The sequence below is a fragment of the Lacisediminihabitans profunda genome (genome assembly GCF_008040105.1).
Lineage (GTDB): Bacteria > Actinomycetota > Actinomycetes > Actinomycetales > Microbacteriaceae > Lacisediminihabitans > Lacisediminihabitans profunda.
Window position 1 is genome coordinate 115204 of sequence record NZ_VRMG01000008.1, and the last position, 20874, is coordinate 136077.

At 61.5% G+C, this 20874-nt stretch carries 16 protein-coding genes; 7 read left to right on the plus strand and 9 right to left on the minus strand.

The genetic code is table 11. From position 1 onward, the window contains the following. Positions 1-35: 35 nt before the first annotated feature. The 8 genes from FVP33_RS11460 to FVP33_RS11495 all read right to left on the minus strand — a co-directional run bounded on the left by FVP33_RS11460 (position 36) and on the right by FVP33_RS11495 (position 7389). Positions 36-950: a phosphodiesterase gene (locus FVP33_RS11460; protein ID WP_147783803.1), complete on the minus strand. Its 915-nt coding sequence runs from the start codon at positions 948-950 to the stop codon at positions 36-38. Between the two features lie 81 nt (positions 951-1031). Further along, positions 1032-1961: a DNA-processing protein DprA gene (dprA, locus tag FVP33_RS11465; protein WP_147783804.1), complete on the minus strand. Its 930-nt coding sequence runs from the start codon at positions 1959-1961 to the stop codon at positions 1032-1034. Further along, positions 1949-2251 carry a hypothetical protein gene (locus FVP33_RS11470; RefSeq protein ID WP_147783805.1) on the minus strand — a complete coding sequence of 101 codons (303 nt, stop codon included), beginning with the start codon at positions 2249-2251 and terminating at the stop codon, positions 1949-1951. Before FVP33_RS11470 ends, dprA begins: the two co-directional genes overlap by 13 nt. Next, positions 2248-2880: an ATP-binding protein gene (locus FVP33_RS11475; protein ID WP_147783806.1), complete on the minus strand. Its 633-nt coding sequence runs from the start codon at positions 2878-2880 to the stop codon at positions 2248-2250. Before FVP33_RS11475 ends, FVP33_RS11470 begins: the two co-directional genes overlap by 4 nt. Positions 2881-3131: 251 nt before the next feature. Next, a complete protein-coding gene (locus tag FVP33_RS11480) occupies positions 3132-4073 on the minus strand; it encodes a hypothetical protein (protein WP_147783807.1) in 942 nt (313 codons plus the stop codon). Between the two features lie 62 nt (positions 4074-4135). After that, complete coding sequence (locus tag FVP33_RS11485; protein ID WP_147783808.1) at positions 4136-5584, minus strand: hypothetical protein; 1449 nt, start codon at positions 5582-5584, stop codon at positions 4136-4138. Between the two features lie 9 nt (positions 5585-5593). Beyond that, positions 5594-5935 (minus strand): hypothetical protein, encoded by a 342-nt coding sequence (locus tag FVP33_RS11490; protein WP_147783809.1) that lies wholly within the window; start codon positions 5933-5935, stop codon positions 5594-5596. Positions 5936-6000: 65 nt separating this feature from the next. Next, a complete protein-coding gene (locus tag FVP33_RS11495) occupies positions 6001-7389 on the minus strand; it encodes a hypothetical protein (RefSeq protein WP_147783810.1) in 1389 nt (462 codons plus the stop codon). Between the two features lie 126 nt (positions 7390-7515). On the opposite strand from FVP33_RS11495, the gene FVP33_RS11500 reads away from it, so the two are divergent. Then, positions 7516-8091 (plus strand): hypothetical protein, encoded by a 576-nt coding sequence (locus FVP33_RS11500; protein WP_147783811.1) that lies wholly within the window; start codon positions 7516-7518, stop codon positions 8089-8091. Between the two features lie 446 nt (positions 8092-8537). Here FVP33_RS11500 and FVP33_RS11505 read toward each other — a convergent pair whose 3' ends face one another. Then, a complete protein-coding gene (locus FVP33_RS11505; protein WP_222706701.1) occupies positions 8538-10085 on the minus strand; it encodes a recombinase family protein in 1548 nt (515 codons plus the stop codon). 461 nt (positions 10086-10546) lie between these two features. Here FVP33_RS11505 and FVP33_RS11510 point away from each other — a divergent pair, with 461 nt between their 5' ends. The 6 genes from FVP33_RS11510 to FVP33_RS11535 all read left to right on the plus strand — a co-directional run bounded on the left by FVP33_RS11510 (position 10547) and on the right by FVP33_RS11535 (position 20800). Beyond that, positions 10547-12211 (plus strand): ATP-dependent nuclease, encoded by a 1665-nt coding sequence (locus tag FVP33_RS11510; RefSeq protein WP_222706702.1) that lies wholly within the window; start codon positions 10547-10549, stop codon positions 12209-12211. Next, positions 12208-13872: a UvrD-helicase domain-containing protein gene (locus tag FVP33_RS11515; protein ID WP_147783813.1), complete on the plus strand. Its 1665-nt coding sequence runs from the start codon at positions 12208-12210 to the stop codon at positions 13870-13872. The genes FVP33_RS11510 and FVP33_RS11515 overlap by 4 nt, the downstream gene beginning before the upstream one ends. A 104-nt stretch (positions 13873-13976) precedes the next feature. Further along, a complete protein-coding gene (locus FVP33_RS11520; RefSeq protein ID WP_147783814.1) occupies positions 13977-14549 on the plus strand; it encodes a hypothetical protein in 573 nt (190 codons plus the stop codon). Positions 14550-14551: 2 nt separating this feature from the next. Then, the gene (locus tag FVP33_RS11525; protein WP_147783815.1) at positions 14552-14746 is read left to right on the plus strand and encodes a hypothetical protein; all 195 of its coding nucleotides are present in this window, start codon (positions 14552-14554) and stop codon (positions 14744-14746) included. A gap of 202 nt (positions 14747-14948) precedes the next feature. Further along, entirely contained in the window at positions 14949-16694 is a 1746-nt protein-coding gene (locus tag FVP33_RS11530; RefSeq protein ID WP_147783816.1) for a hypothetical protein, read from the plus strand. A gap of 347 nt (positions 16695-17041) precedes the next feature. Then, positions 17042-20800, plus strand: coding sequence for a YobI family P-loop NTPase (locus tag FVP33_RS11535; protein WP_187270687.1), 3759 nt, complete (start codon positions 17042-17044; stop codon positions 20798-20800). The last annotated feature ends 74 nt before the right edge of the window (positions 20801-20874 follow it).

Consider the following 20874-nt stretch of genomic DNA (forward strand, 5'->3'; position numbering starts at 1 on the left):
GCTGGCGATTCGCGACTCCCGTCGACGCCGCGGCCTCAGACCGGCGGCGGAACCTTGCGGGAGAACGCCTCGAGCCGCTCGGCCGGGGTCAGCGAAGACAGCTGCTCCAGGAAGACGTCGGTGAAGCCCGTCACCTCGGGGAAGACGCCGATCGGCACCACCGAATGCACGATCTGGTCGTCGTACACGTGCACCAGGTTGAAGGCCTGCGAGCCGTCGACCCCCGACAGGTGGTTGACCGGCGCGCTCAGGTCCATCGTGTAGCAGGTCGCGGCAGCCACCGACACGGGAACCCCCGCAAACAGACTGTGCGTCGTGTAGTGCAGGTGCCCGGCGAGGATGCCCCGCACGTCGGTGCCCCGGATCACCCCGGCGAGTCGGTCCTGCCCGCGCAGTTCGAGCAGGGCCATGAGCGCCAACGGAGTGGGGATGGGCGGATGATGCAGGGCGAGGAGGGTTCCGTGCGGCGCCGGCGTGTCGAGTTCGCGCGCCAGCCAGACGAGCTGGTCGTCGGCGAGGTCACCGTGGTGATAGCCGGGAACCGTGCTGTCGAGCACGATGATCCGCAGCCCGCCGAAGTGGTAGACGCGATCCTGGGACGGGACGTCGACGCCGGCGGGGACATCCCCGAGAAGCTGTGTCGCGAATTGCAGTCGCTCGTCATGGTTTCCCATGACCCAGACGATCTGGGCTCCCATCCGTTCGGCGGCCGGCTCCACGATCTCGCGCAGTCGAACGTAGGCGTCCGGTTCGGCGAGGTCCGCCAGGTCGCCGGTGAACACAATCGCCTCCGGTCGCGCGCCGGACTGTTCCAGCTGGGCGAGGGCGCGGAGGAGGTTCTCGTGCGTGCGGACTTTGCCATACAGCGGACGCTCTCCGCCCAGGAAATGCGTGTCGCTGAGGTGGGCGATCACGTGAGTGGGGGAAGGATGCTGTCCGAATTGGGTCACGCGACAAGACTAGAGGCGACCACCCGCACCGGTCCCCGGCCGAAGCCCTCCTCTCCGCCGGAGGGCCCATCGGCGGCTCGTTCATGGGCTTCGACTCCAGCCGCGGTCGCTCTCCCTGACCTGACCTTCCAGCTGCATCGTCCCCAGCACCGACGTCACCGTCGTCACCGAGAGCCCACACCTCGCCGCGATGTCGTCCACCGGCCGCGGGGAACGCGAACTGAGCGCGTCGAGGACCCGCACCCGCTCGCTCGATGATCCCGCCTCGCCGCGGGGATCCTCTCCGCCGCCGAGGGGATGCAGCGGCGCGAGTTCCGCCATCTCGTCGGCACTCGTCACGCAGATGGCGTTGAACTCACGGATGAGCCGGTGGCAGCCGGCCGAGGCCGCCGACGTCACGGGACCCGGCATCGCGCCGAGCGGCCGGCCCAGGGTCGCCGCGTGGCCCGCCGTGTTCAACGAGCCGGAGCGCCAGCCCGCCTCGAGCACGACGGTCGCGAGACTCGATGCGGCGATTAAGCGATTCCGCTGCAGGAATCGCCACTTGGTGGGCGGCGACCCGCACGGCAGCTCGGAGACGACGGCCCCCACCTCCACGATTCGGGCGAGAAGCGCATCGTGGCCACTCGGATAGAACCTGTCCACTCCGCCGGCGAGAAACGCCACCGTCTGCCCGGAGCTCGCGAGGGCGGCCCGGTGCGCCATGCCGTCGATGCCGTACGCCGCTCCGGACACGATCGTGTAGCCGCGATCGACCAGCCCCGCCGAGGCTTCCATCGTGACGTGCTCGCCGTAGCCGGTTGCCGCCCGTGCTCCGACCAGGGCGATCGACGTTGGAAGCGTCTCGAGGGTGGATTCATTGCCGCGCAGCCACAGTGCCAGCGGCGCGTACTCGCCGAGGTCGTCGAACCGGGCGGGCCAGGCCGGGTCCCCCGGCACGAGCAGTCGCACTCTGAACCGCGCCGCCTGCCGCAGCGCGGTCAGGGCGATCGCGGACTTCAGCCTCGGCATCCAGCGGTCGGTCGCCGCCGCGATCTCCGCGAGCGGAAGGGCCGACCCGGCCTCCTCGAGGGCTTCCCCGTGCGCTCGACGGACCAGTGCTCCACCACCGTGGTCAGGGCCGTCGCCGCCCCGAGCGCGGCGACAAGCTCGCCCGCGGTGCGGTCCCCGGGCTCGGCAATGCCCGTCCAGCTCGCGCGGGCGAAGCAATCCTCCACCTCGCTCGTCGTGAGCTCGGCACCGGCGATGGCCCGCACCAAGGGAGCGACGACGGATTCTGCCAGGCCGAACATGATGGTCATGCAATTCCCCTTCTGAGGTAGAGCGCCCGACCCACGTGTTCGCCGGTCGGGCGGCTGGAGCCGTCGAGGTCCGCCATGGTCCAGGCGAGGCGAAGCACGCGATCGTAGCCGCGCATGGTGAGCCCGCCGCGTTCGAGGGCGCGGTCGATGGACGCCGTCGCGGCGGGAGGAAGCCGGGCGAACCTGCCCCGCAGCCACGCCCCCGGCACCTGCGAGTTGAGCCGCCAGGGCGTGCCCGCGAGGCGCGCGCTCGTGCTCTCGCGGGCACGGGAGACCCGCTCGCGGGCCAGCGCCGAGGAATTCGCCGAGCCATCGGCGTCGATTCGCAGCCGCACCGCCGTCACCCGCGAGATCCGCAGCTGGATGTCGATGCGGTCGAGCAGAGGACCGGACAGCCGGCCGAGATAGCGGCGGCGGGAATTCGGCGGGCAGACACACTCCGAATCGCGCGCACCGTACTGTCCGCACGGACACGGATTCGCCGCCATCACGAGCTGGAACCGGGCCGGAAACTGGGCGACCGCGTTGGCACGGTGGATGCTCACAATGCCGGATTCGAGCGGCTGGCGGAGGGCATCCAGCACGGCGGGCTGGAACTCCGGAGCCTCATCGCCCAATGGAAAGTACACCCCGCGTACTTATCTGTATTCATCGTAGGACGACCAGATCATCTTTGACCAAGGCGCGCTCACCTGATGCCGGTTGTTGAGGTCGGACTCAGCGCCTCACGCACATTCCTTCAGCAGTTCTGTCATGAGTGCCGAGTTGAATGGGGACATCGAGTCATCGATTGTGCCGGGAGGCGTGTAAACGAGGAATCACGCATCGTGGCCATCTATCTCGGTATCGCCCGACCCGAGCCGGAGGGAAAACGGAGAGTCTAACGGTGCCGATAGTCGTAGACGGCTAGCCGCAATTTGTCGAACCAGTTCGCCGTGTGAATAATTCGATCGAACTCCCCTACGCGGGACGCCAGCAGTTCGGAGCGGGACAACTGGCTGAGAGCCGCCCAGTCGCCCTGCAAGATGTAAAGCGCATTGCCTAGCCTGGGGTTCTCAAAGGCTACGAAGTCGTCGCCGAATTGATAGCCGATATAGCGCTGAAGGCCTGTGCTTCCAACGAGCCGAGCGACCGGATTGAGTGAGTTGACTCGAACTAGTCGGTCGACCATGATGTCGATCTCTCCTGTTCGAGCGCCTTGACCGAGTTTCCGCTCCAAGGCCTCGCGGATTTGCTCACGGGTCCCATCGGGTAAGAATTCCCACGCGAACTTGTGATCGGGAATTTGAGGCACGCCTGCTTCGTCGAGTGCGAAGACTGTGGCGGAGCCAAACCAGGTTCGCGAAAGCGAGGCTGCGTAAAGATATTCGTTCTCAAGTGCAGCATCGAATGGTCCTTGAAGCTCAAGCAGCACTGACCCGACCAATGAATCTCGTGGCTCATCCGTCCGTACTACTGATGCCTCGATCTGTCGCCCATACAGTCTCTGTCTTTGGTACGCGTCACGGGTGAAGTCAACCGGATGAGTGCCGCCACCTTGGAAGTCCGGTGCCTCGATTGTCCACGATCGTGTTGTCTTGGGGAGATCCTTTCGCACGATCACCCGGCCGGCCATATTCCACTGTGACCACCGTCCTGTGCTGGCAGGCGGGACACCGAGCCATACACCGTCTTCGACCTGTTCCAAATCGAGAGAACCGACCCAACGCCGTCGCAGATCGTCGGAGTAGGCGCGTGCCGCTCCGAACACGAATCTCACCGGTCCTATGGCGTCAATTTGGGCTTTGATGCCGTCGGGGAGAGTGCGGAATCCGGAGCTCATCGTCGAGCCTCCTGCTCTGGGTCGGGTCGAAAGTGATGCTCAGCTTAGCGTTGGCTGTGTACCTAGAGTGTTGAGGCGGATTTCTTTGTTCCAGGTCGCGCGTCAACGTAGATCACTTCCAAGTGCCATCCCGACTGTTGGCGTAACGACCGCATTGTGTCCTCGATTGGCCGTAACCGGTCGGGGGCAAAGTCGGCATCCGTGTACCCGACACACAGATAGACGCCGATGGAGGCACGTTCGGTTGTCATGTACTGCGGTAGTTGTTTGGAGGCTCCGGAAAAGAAGTGTGTGCTGGGAATCAACTTCACCTCTAACAGTGCTCGTTTCCGCCAGCCTTGCGAGAACTTGAAGTCCACCGGTCCGCGCCCAAGATTGCTCTCACGGGTTATGTCAACGTCTGCGAACTTGCAGTGAGCGGCGAAGAGCATGCCGGCGATCGCTTGCACGATCTTTTCGGGCCTGGGTTTGCTCAAGGAGTCGTTCCAGAGCGCACGCCAAAGGTCGGTTTGTTCGACGGCGTGCTGGAATTCTTCGGCGAGCACCGTGACCCATTCTGCAAATGCGTCTTCGTTCGTCAGGCTGGGTATCGGCTGCTGGAGTGCGGCGGCGTTCCTGCCCGCCTCTGCCCAGTCGACCAAGAGCTTCGGGTCAGCCTCGGTGTCGTAGGGGGCATCGTTCGTTGCTGCAGCCTCAGCAAGATAGTCAACGACTAGGTCGGGTCTACGCCAGGCGGCCTTGTATCCTGCCTCTTTGCGTTCCGATTTCGATAGTTCGATATTCAGTTCGTAGTTCAATTCGGACCGAAGGTCCGGGCCTGCCATAGTGTCAGCCCACGTCCAAAATGATTCCGGTGTGACGACTGGAATGTCCTTCAGGAACCGACGAGGTACCAGAAGTACTCCCTCGCCTGTGACTGGACTCTTCGGAAGGGAGACTCTGCCCATGTCCCAGCGACCAGTCGATTTTCCCCAAGAGAGTGACCGAACGGGCACCTCCTCAGTGGGGATCGCATGACGCTCCGCCACTTGGCGTGTGTAGTCGATAAATTTCGACTTAGTGATGTCGCAGAAGATGTCGCTAATGCGATCCACGCCGAGACCCTCACAAAACAGCGAGAACGTCTGAATGTGCTCGACCTGGTTGATGCCGCGGCTTGAAAGGAGATCCAAAGCCTCCGTCATCTTCCGGGCGTACTTGAATCCCGCGCCGGACCCTTTCGGATGCCCCATCGATAGCCCGAGCGCGAACTCACTTGGCTCAGGGAACCGCAGCATTCGCAAAGCTTTCAGCCAGTGGGGTGAAGTTTCGTCCCCGTCGGCCATTCGTACGAATGCGAGCGCGAGGTCGAAAAACTCGATAACGGACTTGCGAGAGTCACTCCAGTAAGAGTCGTGGTCCTCGAATACGAGAAACGGGTCGACATAAAGCGGGGTATCCGTTGTCAGTTCGCAGTCAAACCAGTCGTCAACGGCCGAGCGTTCGACACCGAACTCTGCACTGAATCTCATTTGCGTCTACTAGGACTCGTCGAAGTACTCAATGTCGAACAACTCGCCCGGCCAGGTTGGATTGCTCCACTCGGATCGTGCTCCCGGTCGCAACCCCAGGTCCGTAACTATGTGGAAGGACCCGGATTCGAATATCGCGAGGACCGTCGCTGAATCATGAAGGCGCTCGCCTCGACGGCGCTTGTCGCTTCCCTCGTAGATACCGGTTGGGTTTCGTTCTACCTCGAAGGTCCACCGCTCAGCGTTGTGTCGAACTGTCGCCTTTCGCACACGCCGCCCGACCGCGGGCACTGACGCATTTGCAAAGACGGCAAGTTCGTCGATCGTCGGTGAAGCCCAGTCGTCCGTCATGGGTCGATCCTATGGTGAGGATTCGACCTCTTAGCGTAGGCAGATCAACGTTCCCGCCGGCATGGTCAAGGTCCGTATGGACTCCAAGATCCCATGTAGGGCGCGAGGGCGGCCGCAGACGCTTCTGGCGCATTCGGGAGTTGAAGAGAACGGTTGAAAGGATCGAGATGCTTGGCGTGCGCGAGCGCCCAATCGATCCATCGCTGGGTATCTGCGACTCGGATGGGATCGTCGTATGACGCGACTTGCACCGTGAGGGCAGCTACGTAGTCGCGAATTTTCGCGGCCTGCTGCCAGTTGTTGATCTCAGCGAACAACACGTCGGACCTATGCGCTTCGGTCAGCTGTGCAATTGCGTTGTCTCGCGCCTGTTGCCAGCGGGTTCGGCGTTCGAGCCGGCGGCGTTCTTCTTCGATGCGTTGGTCTTGAGCTCGGTCGTGGCGTAATTCGAGTTCCTGCAGAATTTGCGGAAGAAGGTCCTCGAGAAAGTGATCAGGCTTGTCGCTCCAGGACGAAGCCCAAAAGGAATACCCCTGGGTTTCGATGCGGATTCCGAGTCGTTCGGTAGGAACGTAGTCCCACTTCGGGAGGGCGTAGCCGCGACCCGATCGGGCGAGTTCCGACTTACTGGCGACGTGTTCGACCTTGTCCTTGATCTGGAAAACACTGATCCGATAGCAATCGGGGTCGATCTGAACCATCAGATGTCCTGTGGTTTCGTCGCTACGCTCGGCGTACCCCCAACTGTTCTTCCGTGGCGCCGGTACCGGTTTGACGGTGTAGCCACGGCGACGTGCTTCGAGAACAAATCCTTGAACGATGCGAAGTGCACGTTTCTTCTCCGCGGCGCGGATGTCCAGGTCATTACGGTTCTGCATTGCTGTTACGACGTCAGTGGGATCTCGCAACTGTGTAGACACCGTCACCGGTTCGAGAACGCGGGTCCGCCATTCTGGGAGAGGTTCGAGGGCAATCCACGCTGCACGGGTTTGATAATCCGACGAGACGATTACTTGCATGCCGGCGGGAATCTTCTTGAATCGTTCCGCAGTAAGCGCCAGCTGTCGGTACCGGTTGGTCTCGTCGTAGGTGATGTCGACACGGTGATCGGGCGCTGCTGCCAGAGCAGCCATCATTGCGTCGGTGGGTCCGACCCGTGGCGGCTTTTTCGGCTGGGGCGATGCTGACTCGGATGGCGTTACGCGCTCTGCTCGTGCCAGCTCGTTAGGGTTCGGCGGGTACGTTCCGTGCTCGAGGTAGTAGACACCGTCCTCAGTGATGGTCGCTGTCCAGGATTGGCCTCTGCCGGTGATCACAACTAGCTGACGATTGTGGAGAGCGCGGGCAACGATTCGCGGCGTGTAGTCATGGTAGGAACCGTCCGGGATGCCATCGCGAATCCAGGCGAGGATTTCAAGTTGTGAAGTGGTCAGGGGAATATCGCGTCGAGCCACGTTTCTATCCTCATCTGTGCACGGGGGCAAACCAGCGAGATTCGGACCGCTGGTCTCTGTAGCCTTTGACGATGTGCGTGCGGAATCCGCGCTGATCAAGGGAGAAACTTGGGTTGGATTAGCTGGGTGACGGCGGCGGTTGCTGTCGGGGGTCTCGTCATCGCTGCGACGAATACTTGGACGGCGATCTCCGACGTGCGCGCGAGCCGCTTCCTCGGTCGGGCCAAAGGTCTCCTCGAACTGCGTGACCTCGTCGTTGTTGAAGGACCGCTCCAAGGCTCGCACGTTTCTGAGAATGCGGATAAGGCGCATGCAGATCTGGTGTTGGAGCTCGAACAGGAATCACGAGCGAATGCTGTGCTTTACCTTGACGCGGCCGCGCGCCTCGCCAGGCCAGGGTCGATGCTCACTGGAGCAGGAGAGCTCGTCTATGGTGCTCTCCTCATTTGGCTCGCGGCCCGCGATTTTCCGTGGAGTTCCTCCACTGCAGACGCGCGCGCAATTCCCGCAATCATCGTTTCGGCGGTGTTAGCCCTCATCGCGTTGATAGTTGTCGGTGTTGGGATTCGTCAGATCGTTCGCCGGCTAAAAACGCGTCGGCTCCGCAAACGTGTCGGAGCCTTGGATGATCTCACCGTTGAAGGCAGCGCCTGGATCAAAGAGGTTCCGGGCGCGGTTGCACGAAAACTACGCAGGAGGTGAGACCAGGCGCGGTCGAGCACGGCCATTTCAGCGATGCACTTTCGAGCACGATATCTGGATCCGGTTGGTGGTCTGATGGCACCCGCACGTTCTGCGTCGAATGCACGCCACCACCTGCTCCCCCGCGTGCTCTGTTGCAGGAGATCAGCGCGATCCTTCAAGCAGCAGCGGTGATCGAGACGCCCCTGACGGTGTGGGAGCTGGCCCTTGGCTGCGGTCACACCGTTAGCTATCGACAGCACGCGTCCCTGCACGCCCCGGACATGTCATATACGTACTGTGAGTCTTGCTGTTCGCCTACGAAAGTGTCGTCCGTTGAGCAGCAGGCGAGCACCGACGATGGGCTGGCCCGAGAGGCCGATCTTAGGCTTCGGACCCGACGAGCACAGGATCGAGTGGATGCTCATCGACGTCGATTAGCGACAGCTCAAGAGCGTGTGGATGAGTTACGCGAGTTGCTCACTGCCTGCGAGATCGGAGCGTAGAAGGATCGTTATGCGGGCGGCCGCCGTGCCGCGACCGGCTCGTAGGTCAACTCGCTGGATCACTTGTCGAAGCAGCATCTTTCTGGACTCGTTGTTCAATGTCGGCCACGCCTCCGCAATCTGGTCACGCGTAAGGATGGCGGGCACCCCGTCGCCGAGAGCGAGTAGTTCCGTCTCGAGCCGGTCGATGCGTTCCTGCACATCGCGTAGCATCCCGAAGAGGACATTGACCATGCCACCGCGGAATTGGGTTTGCCCCTGATTCGCGAGAAGGGCCTCGCGTTCCTCACGTACGACCGCCAGTTCAGCTTCAACGCGTCCGACGGCGTGGTGCAGTTCGTCGACCATTCGCGCATGGTCTTCCTCGATTCGTGGACCGCTCAGGTAGTCGAAGAACCACTGTGTGACGTGCTGCTCGGCTGCGGTCGCGGTGATCGACGCTCCCGCCGGACATGCTCCTGCGCCGTAGATGCGGTTGGCCTTGCACCGGTACACGTATCGAATCGGGCGTTGCCCGTCCGGCCCTGGTTTTTGCGACTGCGCGACACCGTGTAAGGGGCGACCGCATGGGCAGGTGAGGAGGCCGGTCAGCAACCACGCGCGGCTCCCCCACCCGTTCCGGGCAACCGTGCCGCGAGAGGAGAGCGCTTCTTGCACGCGCATCCAGGTCGGGAAGTCACACACCGGCTCCTGGCTGATCACCGGCTCGCCCTCGGGAGTTCGCGCAATGTAATCCAGCAGCTCGACCTTCACTCCGGCCCGATGCTCAGGGACAAGATGTGGGCGGTAGCCGAGCATTCGCGGTGAGGTGACCGCGCGTCTGACCATCTCCTCCGCGACCAGGCCGCCAGATGGTCCCCTGATGCCATAGGTCGAATACCAGTGTGTCGCCACCTGACGAAGGCCGGCCCCACCCAAGAGCAAGGTGACCGCATCCTTCAACGCCGGATGCTCGACCGGGTCGGGCACAAGCCGGCGCCCGGACCTGCCGACCGCGTCAACGATCCGGGGTCCTGGCTGCCAGCCGAACGGCGGCCGGCCACCGTTCATGAACCCCGCCGGTGCCGCGTGCCTTTTCGCAGCACGCTGACGTTCGCTCATCGTGTCTGTCTCCGCCTCAGCCAACAAAGCTTTCACACCGGTCACGAGCTTCGCGCCCGCGGCGACACTGTTGAGTTCCTCGCTGGAGTCCTGATGAGACAGGAGCGTCACACCGCGGCGCTGGCATTGAGCAACCCATTCCAGGCACCGTGCGGCGATCCTGCTCGTGCGATCCAACTTCCAAAACGCCACCGCCTCCACCCGACCGGAGGTGATTGCTGCGTTCAACGCCCGCCACCCGCGGCGCTCCCGCGTCGCGTAACTACTCGCCGAGTCACGGTCGACGTACTCCCCCATGATCGTCCACCCGCCTTCACCGGTGAGCATTCTGGTTAAGTCGATGCGTTGTCGTTCGATCGCATCCTGACCATCCCCATGCGCCCGTGAAAGACGCAGATACAGGAACACCGGTCGAGTGCCGGGAGATGCTACTTCGGGGCCAGTCCACCGAAACGGGAGATGGCGTGAGGGCACGTTAGTTACGGCTGGCCTCTTCATGAAAATAGTCTGTCGCAGACCCATGACGCGGGATTGTGCATAACTTTGCCCAGCCATCAACGCGGTTCACTACCCTGACCGCATGGGCGGGGTGACATTCGATGGGATCTACGGCGAAGCCGATACCTGGCTTCCATCAGAAGAAGTAGCAGCTGCCCTCGAAGAATCCGATCGGATGGGCGGACCGCCATCGGACATTGACGACCTCCGCGACCTAGACGAATACCGCTTTCGACAGCGGCGTATCTAGTCGCCGCCGCTCGCCATCAGAGCGCGTTTCGACTCCACCTGTTCGTGGGCTACAGGAACTGTGCCCTCACCGGCACAATGGCAGTGCACGCGCTTTCAAGTCTCGCTCCGGGAGACGTGGTGTGAGCAAGGAGGACCCGCTGATGCGTCTCGTCAAGATCACTGTGAACAACTACGCACGGTTGCAGGATCTCGACGTCGCCGTCCGCGGTCATCTCGTCGTCGTCGGCGCCAACGATGTCGGAAAAACCTCGCTCCTGCGCCTCCTCAATCTCCTGTTCGGCGCGACCGCACAGTTGTACCAGGGACTCTCAATCCGGGACCTACGCGACCCCAACACGCCGCTCACCATCAACGCGACCTTCAATGCGTTCAGCGAAGATGAACGAACCCTGTTCCATCGCGAGATCGACATTGATCCGGCAGATAAGTCAGAGTCGCTTGACGTTCGACTGGAAGTCCAGGTCGATCCTGAGGACCCGGAATCGGTGCTGATCTCCCGATGGTGCCCCGGCCGAGGGGAGGTGCGCCCACCCTCCCGCGAACAACTCGTCGCCTTTGGTTGGCGTTACCTTCCAGCCGTCCGGACCTCATCGGCAAACCAACTGGAGGGCTCCAACGGGGCCGTTCAAGTTCTGCTCAAAGCCGTCGAGTCCGAACTCGGAGATGAGAAAGCCGCACTCGGAAGCCTGCTGGACTCGTTCAACGACAAGCTGGAGGAGAGCAAAGCGTTGACGACCCTCCGTGAAGGCATGGCTGAACACCTGTCGAACTCAATGCCGCGATCGATCGACGCGAACGACCTGTCCATCCGAACCTCCGCGGATCCCACCGAATCCGTTCTCGAAAACGTATCCATGTACTTCTCCCGGGAAGGCGCATTCGTTCCCTTGTCGGAACAGTCCGACGGAATCAGACAGCTGATCTCGATGACCCTGTTCGATCTCGCCGAGGGGGCTGCGAACGTCATCGCGATCGATGAGCCGGAACTGCACCTGCACCCGCTGAGTCAGCGCACCGTCGCCGAACTTCTCACACAGCAGGTCAACCAGAAGATCCTCGTGACCCACTCGCCCTACGTGGTGCAAAAGTTCGACCCGACCCAAGTGGTGGCCGTCAGCCCAGACGGCACTTGCCACCAAATCGACCCTGCCCAGTTCTCAGTAGAAGAACGAACACAAGCCCACTGGTGGTCACCCCGCATGCTCGAGGCGCTCACCGCTCGATTCGCAATCCTCGTCGAGGGCATCGCGGACCGACTCATCGTCGAAGCGGTCGCCCACGCCCGCGGGCTTTCTCTCGACCGAATTGGGGCAATCGTTTTCGAACTCGGCGGGGCCGAGAACTTCCCAACCGTATACAAACTGCTCGGCCCTCACGGGTTCAATGTTCAGGTGTTGGGGCTGGTCGATGAAGCCGAAAGCCCGAGATGGGTTGGCGCCGTTGGCGGAAAGCCGAAGCACGTCATCGGCCGCGACGTGTTCATCTCCAAAGTCGACCTCGAGGAAGAATATTGCCGTGCACTGGGCGCCCCCGAAGTGGCACAGCGGCTCATCACCGCCCGAGTAGCCCAAGAATCAGGCGTTCTGTCCTCATGCGGAGTGAGCACACTCGCCGATGTCGGAGTCACCGAATTGGCCAAATTTTGCCGCTCCAGCACCAAGACCGCGAACCGGAAAGTCCCCGCGGCGCTGGCGATCTCGAAATCGCTTACCGCCGACGATGCATTGAAGATCGACAGCGTGTCGTCGCTGGTGGCACGCCTTCAGACACTCTCAAGCAAATGACTGACTCCACCGCGTTCAATGATGCCGTCACCTCGCCCGCGCAAAATCTGTTAGTGATCGCCCCTCCGGGCTGCGGAAAGACCGAACTGCTGGCGCGACGTGCGGAACTCCTCATCCCGACCCTCCGCCCGCATCAGAAAATCCTCGCCCTCACCTTCTCGAACAAAGCAAAAGCCAACCTCAATAGCCGCCTCGTGAGTGTTCTCGGTGCCGAACGGAAACGTCGTTACATCACCGTTCACAACTTCCATGGTCACGCCGCGGAGATTGTCCGCTCCCACGGTCTAACACTCGCCGTTGAGCCCGGATTTGAGATGCCAGACAAGCGATCTCAAGCTGATGCGATCGCACCATTCCTCGAGGGCTTATCGGAGGCAGACGCAAGCGAACTGAGCAGACGTATCGAAGACGATCTCCGCGACGCAAAGCAACGCCCACACGACGACGCCCAAGTGCTGCAAACACTTCGAGCGACCGGGATCAGCCAGTCTCAAACCATCGAAGAGGCACGACAGGCCGGTGACATCCTTTTTTTCGACGACCTACTCCGGCACGCCCAACGCTTGCTACGCGTGAATGAGATAGCGGCCCTCTACCGCAATCACTATGGCGCGATCCTGGTCGATGAGTTTCAGGATCTTTCACCGCAGCAGCTCGACCTCGCCCTGCGAAGCTCCGAGCAGAGCCGCACCTTCGTGGGCGACCCTCTTCAGGGCATCTACAGCTGGACGGGAGCTAGACCGGTAGAGGTGGAGAGGCTGCTCCGGAAGCTCAGCGGCGACCCGCTCGGTCTTGGAGTTTCCTACCGATCGTCGCCGCGAGTACTCGACCTGCTCAACACCGTTTCCGTTGGTCTTGGCGGCCAACCGCTCGAGCCTGACGATCCGGACGCCTGGCATGACGGTGGAATCACCAGCGGGCTCACGTTCGACACCGGCGCAGAAGAGGCAAAATTCATCGAAGCAACCTCTGCACGGATATTGGCAAAGCAACCGAACGCAACCATCGGGGTCATCTGTCGGTCCGGGTGGCGACGAAAGCCCATCGATGCGGTGTTCGCGACGTCGGACGTCCGAAGCACTAGATGGGATCTCACAGTCGACGACGCACGAATCATCGAACTGCTCAATGAGGGAGTTACGCGGCTCGGAGGAGCCCCCACATTCGAGGCACTGAGGACTGACGTCATCGGACGGATCGATTCCGCAGACGTGGACACTGCCGCAGACGTGATCGACGCTCTCGAGCAACTTGAGGGGCTGGCCGAAGAGGCGGGATCAATCGGGGCCGCAATGGCTCAACTGCGAATCCTCGAGGAAGGCGAAGAAGCCATCGGGCCAGGAGTGCACCTACTCAACGCTCACACCGGGAAGGGCCAACAATTCGACTGGGTCTTTATCCCAGGATTCGAGAAGGGCAACATTCCCAGCTTCCTCGCGAAAGGGAAAGCACAGATCGAGGAAGAACATCGGGTTCTTCTCGTCATGTTGTCCCGCGCCCGTCACGGTGTGATTCTGACCCGCGCCAAATCGCTCATTTCCAAGCGTGGAAACCCTTACGGCACAACAATCAGCCCTTGGGCACAAGAGGTGCGCCCGGCGCTGATCGCGAACAGCACGCAACTGCTCGACCACATTGAGAACCTGACTCCGGCACAGTAGCGCAGCGATCTCCTTCGGCCGACCGGACAATCCTGCCCACCCCCCGCGACGGATCGGAGGCAGGGCGCCGGCTCGGCGTCACACGATTGTGGTTTCCTACCATTATGGGAACCGGAACCGAAGACGAGGAGGACTGGCGTCCGATCTGGCCTACGGCTGAGGGCAGTGACGACCCCGCCGAAGGATGGAGGACGCCCTGGCCGCCGATGGCCAATACCGCCTTGCGCGCGGTGTCGGAGATCATCGAGCAGCTCGCACTCAACGACCGTCATCCGAATACACCGTTTCTTGCTGGCACCGCCGCATTCTGGTTGATCGCCATCCACGAAGGACGTCGTGATCGAAACCCACGCTATGACAAGTCGCGCCTTGCTAATCCGGACGGACGTGTGCTCGACGGCCTGACCTTGGCCCGCAACGCCGTCGCCCACGGGCAGGTGATTGTCTCCCGCTCGGAAGGCCTCAAGTGGCCGTTGCAATTTCCCATGGACTTCGGACCATGGGTGTGGGCGCCGAGTAGGGAATGGCCATGGCGGCCACGCCCGTCGCGATTCCTCGAGCGGCAGCAGGAGTCCTACGCCGAGCACTTCGCTGGCAAGCTTGTCGCTGGACCACTTAAACAAGCGCTGGTCTGCTTGGGTCGAGGCCATGAGAGCACATCGTCCAGGAAGGTTTGAAAATGGCACGAACGATCGAAGCTACCTTCCTTGGCGGCCCGAGTGCGGGAAACAGGCCCGTCGAAGTTACCAACAGCGGCCGGCTGCCTGAATTGATCGCACATGGCGCCGGTGTGTACAAGCTCAGTCCCAGCCCAACTACTTGGGATGGCGATTACCACTATCAGAACGCCGAATACCGCTGGTCCGAAAAATGAAAAATTTACCAACCGACCTAGCCCTGACGGCGAGCGTCGATCAGTCAGTAAGAGTTCCTGGAGGCACGCCCACGAGCGTCAAGGTTGGCAACCATATCCGTCGGACCCCGAAATCGCTTGCGCGAATCACCATGCTTCCGAGCTGGAGGACCAGACCGGCGCGCCCTCGATACTTTTGGCGGACTCGCGCGATCCTAATTTCATGAGCGAGCAGCGACGAAAGGATACGCCGCCCGAGTCGTCCGAGGCAGAAGTTGAGCATCCCGCGCCGACCGTGTCGACCATCAAGGAGCTCTACTCGCATGCCTTCAGCTGCGCTAAGCCCGACTGCCGCGAATGGCTCTACAGACAAGACGGGGACTCAGTTGAGCCGGTGCTCAATAGTCGGGTCGCGCACATTCACGCGCGTAGCCCCGGTGGTCCGAGATGGAAGCCGGGCATGTCCGCCGAGGAAAATCGGAGCAGTGGGAATTTGCTGCTGCTGTGCATTCCCCACTCGTATGAGGTTGACGAGCATTCCGAGCGATATTCAGCGGAAATGCTGAACCAGTGGCGAGTCGATCAGCGCGAAGAGCACGACCGGCTGCGGAAGGCGTGGCCGTTGAGCGACGAAGAAGCTCGGCTGGTCGGCAACCGGTCGTTTGACACTCCCGCACTTGTCTCACCGGTACTAGCTGACATAGCTCGAGCTGCCGAGCGGCTCGCGACTAGCGCCGAATCGTCTCGCCCTGCCATCGTGGCGGAGGCTGGAGCATGGCGCGCAATGTGGGACCGGGTGCGCGCCTCGACAACGGTTTGGGATGGGGACGGCGAGCGGCTTTACGTCGAGCCGTCCCGAATGGAGACCACACGGTACCGGGAGGCGCTCCTTGCCGCTCTCGCTACGGCAAATGCGGCGCTGGAGCCCTTGGTCCAGGATCTGAAGGCAGAAGCCGCAGTGGCCCGCGCGGCGGTGCCTCGGTCAATCCCATGGAGCGATTGGCTCGCGCGCTCCGCTGAGAATGTGATGACGGCCGCTTCCACGTGGCCCGGGCCTCCCCCTGCAGTAGATGACGATGGGCTATCTGATGCCGTCGCAGAACTGCGCGAATCCGCCGGCGCCCTCGCCGCTGTGCTGCGTGGTGACCCCGCCATGGCGCCCCCGGCGGTTCCTCAGTCGAAGCCGTCCGATCCCACACCGACAGTGGAGGACGATCCCCTCCGCGAGCATCAAGAGCTCCTGGAGCGTGCGCGGCCATTCGCTCGAGTAAATCACCGTCCTTATGAGCCCGACCTAAGGGCTCGGCTAGTGGTTGCCGCTCGCAACGCATCGACGATCCCGCCCGTTGTAAATGCGTCCGGTATCGACTTGAGGGCCACGGCTGCGCTCACTGCGGCTGTCACGCGCAACGCCGAGCGTGCGCAACTCGAGGGTCTGATCGATCAGGACCGGGCGCGTCGGCCACTCTGCATGGCCGTCCTGTTGCTGTACCAGCTTCGAATGGTTCTTATCGAGCAGGGCCACGCGGATCTTGGGCAACGTGCGGCCGACGCCATCATCGGCGAAATCGAAGCAACCAATTGGTCTCAAGCCTCCGCATGGGTAGGCAACGAGCATTACGGGCGAGCGATCTTCGACGCTTGGGCGACGCTGGCCTCCCCTGAAGAGCCTCGCGGTCGACTCGCCGTTACGTTGCGGGAGGAGCCCGGCCGCATAGCTGAACTGACCGTGTGCTGCGCCGGGTGGGTGCAGCACGAAAACCAACAGACTGGTGAAGTGCGCTACGAACGCATTTATAGGCAGTTGCCCCCTTGGTTCCCGGTCCATGAGATCGCCACAGCCGCCGCTGCGGCATTTCCCTATGTCGCTCCAGCAGTCGATGAGTATGACGACCGACCCGAAGAGATCGAACGACTGCTCGGCCAGGTACTGCGTCTGCGCGCCGCGAGCGACCAAACGACGGACTGACCCAAAGCCACCTACCCGTCTTGGAGCATCGGAATGGGCCGAAGTAATTCGTAGGTGCACCACCCATTTGGTCACTTCTGTTTACTTCGCCAGGCTCACCTCGTCCTCGGGTTCAACGTCTGGGACCCAAACCGTCGTCCGGAAGTTCTCGACGCGAAGACGTTGCCTGCATGAAGGACCGTCTGGTGCTCATGCGTTCTCAACCTCGCGTGTGTCGGCCTGCGCGTCCACCGATTCATCTCGTCGAAGCGCCGGTATCGTCAGGCATGAGGTTGGGTTTGGACTCACTTCCGAGGCGCCTGGTGGTCCGGGATACGCACCGTGCGTCCTGTGTGGAGGGAGAGAGTATGTCGGTTGAAAGCGTCGATGGGGCCGCCGGTGCTGAGCTCCGATGGACAACGCGGTGGCGTAAGCGCATTTCGGAGCTGGTGATGTTGCGTGGATCGAAATCGAAGCGTGACGTCGGCCCCCTGCTCCTGCGACCGCTTACGCCAACACCGGTTACAGACCAACACGCAATCTACAGCTCGGAACTCGTCGCGCTGCTGCGCAATCGCAAACGGCGGAAGAACGTCTGGAACATCGCCCTGACTGGCGGCTACGGCAGCGGCAAAAGCAGCATCCTTGCGGCGGTCCGCGATCGACTTCAACGGCGCGTGGTGGAGGTCTCACTATCGTCGCTAAGCGATATCGGCGTCCAAGCAGATGCGTCCGATGAAGAAACTAACAACCTCATCCAAAAGGAGATCGTCAAGCAACTCCTTTACCGCGAGCGACCAAGCAAGGTGCCCGGTTCGCGGTTCCACAGAATCAGCAGGCTGCCATTTTGGCGCGCTGTCGGTGTCTCTATCCTTGTCGGGGGAATCGTAGCTGGGTTGTTCTGGCTTACGGGCTGGGGCGTTCCGCTTCAGCTCCCCACCGGACGCGGAAGCGAGCGCATTTGGCTACTGGTTGGCATCGGTGCCGGTACCAGTGTTCTTGCCCTCCTCCTCCAAGCTCTCCTCCACAATCGCGTCCGCATTGACAAGCTCGGGACCGCCTCCACGTCGATATCCCTAAAGACCGACGGCTCCGACGCAGAAGACTCGTTCTTCGATAAGTACCTCGACGAAATCGTCTACTTCTTTGAGATGACCCGGCGCAACATTGTGATCGTTGAGGATCTTGATCGTTTCGAAAATCCTGCCATCTACGCCTCGCTACGTGCGCTCAACACTGTTCTCAATACTTCACGGCAGCTGCGCCGACGCCCCATGCACTTTATCTACGCCGTACGCGACAGCATCTTTGAGGACCTCACAAACGCGAAGCCGCCGACCACTGAGCCAGCGGACAACGACGAGCCCGCAATTTCGACTGAATCGGATAAGTCCGGAGTTTGGCAGGCCGACCGTGCGCTATCGGGTCCTCCAACGCAACGCACCAAATTCTTCGACCTGGTGATCCCCATCGTCCCGTTCATTACCTACCGCACTTCGCGCGATCTCCTCGTGAAAGCGATGGAGAGCGTGGACTCGTCTGTGACGGCTGACGCCCTGAGCATTGTTGCGAAGCACATCACCGACATGCGTTTGCTGCTGAACATCATCAACGAATATCGCGTCTTCCGCGCCCGCGTCCTCACCCCCAATAAGCTCCAAGGCCTCACCGCAAGCGGCCTGTTCGCGATGATGGCATTCAAGAACACCCGGCTGGCAGACTTTGAGCTTGTCCGAGTCGGTGACAGCACGCTGGATCGGCTCTACCGCGCGACGCGCGACATCATCGACGGCGGCTTGACAGACGTCACTGCTGAGATCGCCGCTCTTGAGGAGAAACGTGAGCCGGTTGCAGAAACCCGCGCGCGAGCCGAGCAACTGGGTGCCGAGCTGCAGACGCTCACCGCGCGCTGGCTACCGAGGGTCGACAAAGCCGCTCAGAACATCCAATTCCGAACCAACAACCAGGTTCGCACCACAACCGAGATCGCCACACCGGCCTTTTGGGAGAGCGTGGTCGACGAACAAGTCGAGATTGAGGTATTGGCCTCATCTCAAATCGCGTTTCACATCGACGCCGCAGGATTGCGCGCCGAGCTCGGAAAGACCGTACCCGAACGGTGGGCCGCGCAGGACAACGCCGCACATCGCAGCGAACTCCAGCGACTCAGGGGCCAGCAGCAATGGCTACGCTCCGCAGATTTCCGACAGCTCACGGAACCAATGCGGCCACTCCAGCGCGCCGGCAAACCGATCGACTTCCGTAAAGACTTCCTCGACCCGTTGAGCGATCCGCTCTTGATCGACCTCCTCGCCGGGGGCTACATCGATCGCAACTTCCACCTTTACACCTCCGAATTCCACGGGGAGGTCACCTCCGCCAACGCAATGAACTTTCTGGTCCAGCACGTCCAAGCCGAGACACCTTCCTACCGCTACGAACTGACGCCGGAGGAAGTCCTTGCCGTCCTCCGAGAAGGCGGCCCGGAGGTGTTCGGCTCCATCGGGCTGTTCAACGTCGCGATCTACGACGAACTTCTTCGCTCGGAGGATGTTCGGCTCGACCGCAATATCAAGCTCCTCAACTGGGTGCGCCCCTCCGGGATCGAGTTTTTAGACATCTACGCAACCGAAGGGAAACACAAGGAGGAGTTGTTTCGACGGCTCTCGCCTCACTGGCCCGGCATTTTCGAACACATTGCGATGCGCGCGAAGGATGCATCCGACGGACTAGAAGCACTCACACTCGCCGCCTTCGAAGGCGCTGATCCTGACCAGGAATACCCCGCAAACGACCTCATCCGCGAACAGATTGCAACCGGCTACGAGAAGCTTCGCGAACTCACCGCGGACGACAACGACCCGAGCAGAGCGATCAAAATCCTTCAACGTCTCGGAGTGCGACTGCCGTCCCTGCGAGAGTTGTCTCCGACGGCGATAGCAGGGATGATCGCCGCACGACAGTATGTGATCACTGCCGAGAGTATTCGAACAGCACTCGGCGAGTCGGACAGCATCGGCCTCGATGTCGTCCTGAGCACTGGCGAGGTTGTATTCGACCACGTCATCGCCCACTTCGAGGAATACTTATCAGCCCTCGACAGTACGACTCCTCCGCAACCCAGCCTTAAAGACATCGGGGTCCTCGTCGAGATTATGTCGGCCGTGGAACAGGCAGAGGCCGGAAAGTCGATAGAAATACTCATGCGTATGCCCGAAGGCAATCGAGTCGATGATCTTGACGGCGTACCGGACAACGTCAAGGAGGTCCTGGCTCGGGGTCAGCGCTTCAGCCTCACTCTCCGCAATGTCAACGCGTATATCAGCGCGTTATCCATCGACGAGCCGCTGGCGCGCTTCCTCGAGGCCGAACGTGCCATCGACGCCGCAGGCGCGGAATCCACGGAACAAGAAACCCTGGCTTCTCAACTACTCAACGAGAAACAGCTGACCGTTGAAGCTCGTCTGCTGCTGGCGAAGTCTCTGACCGCAGCGCCCATCGCGATCAACAAGATCTCGGCTAGGGAGCCCGAACTTATTCAGTCCCTCGTCGAGGAGGGCCTTATTGAAGACGACCCAAGTACATTTGCCGCGCTAAACAGGCCCGAGGCCCAGGTGGCCTACATCGTTGGATCGAAGGAGGCGCCCACATATTTCGCTCAGCTCAGTCCGAGCAGCGCGGTCCTCGAGCAACTTATTCGAAGCGAAAACGTCGGCGACGAGATCAAGAACCAAATTGCACTTGGTTTGCCTCAGATGCCACAAAACGCCACTCCGGAAGTGCTGGAAGCGCTGGTCTCCTGGAGCTTGGACATCTCAACCCCACTGCCTCCCGAGACAATCCAGGCAGTTCAGTCCAGCGGCGTGCGGACCTCCGCGAAAATTGAGGCACTCGCAATCGCCGCACCAACCCTCCCTGCCAGCGAGGTCCTCTCCTACGTACAGCTGCTACCCGATCCGTATCCAGCCGTGCTCGAACGCAGCACTAAACCAGTCGACCTGCCGTTGGCTCCAAATATGGACAACGTACTCACGATCATCGAGGCTAACGGTTCGGGCCCCGTTTCATCGTGGGACCAAGTGGGCGAAGTCTTGCGAGTTTGGATGAGACACCCTCCGAAAGACTGACGGCGCTCCACTCGCGCTCTCCAGAAAGACTCAGTTGGCGTCAGCGAAAATCGCGCGGGTGAAAGAAGCAAGAG